Source organism: Streptomyces sp. TRM68367 (genome assembly GCF_014495685.1).
Taxonomy (GTDB): domain Bacteria; phylum Actinomycetota; class Actinomycetes; order Streptomycetales; family Streptomycetaceae; genus Streptomyces.
Window position 1 is genome coordinate 3183 of sequence record NZ_JACTVI010000222.1, and the last position, 239, is coordinate 3421.

Below are 239 nucleotides of genomic sequence, written 5' to 3' on the forward strand. Positions count from 1 at the left end.
TCCGTGGTGGCGGGCGCAGGTGGTGTCGTGCTCCAGGCCCGGGCGGACCGGCGAGACCCAGATCGGCCAGCCGTCCGGGGTGGCGATGACCTGCACGTTCCCGCCATGGTGCTTGTGTTTTCCGGACCACCAGAGGTCGGCGCCGTTGGGTCCGGGGGCGGCGACACGGTCGGTGCGGATGACGGTGCCGTCGAGGTTCAGATGCGTGAGCCCGGCTGCCTTCGCACGCTCCAGCGCGG

At 72.0% G+C, this 239-nt stretch carries 1 protein-coding gene; it reads right to left on the reverse strand.

Annotated features, from left to right (window positions below; genetic code table 11):
* Positions 1-239: transposase family protein (locus H8R17_RS48430; RefSeq protein ID WP_262506046.1), on the reverse strand; the 239-nt coding region annotated here is incomplete at both ends.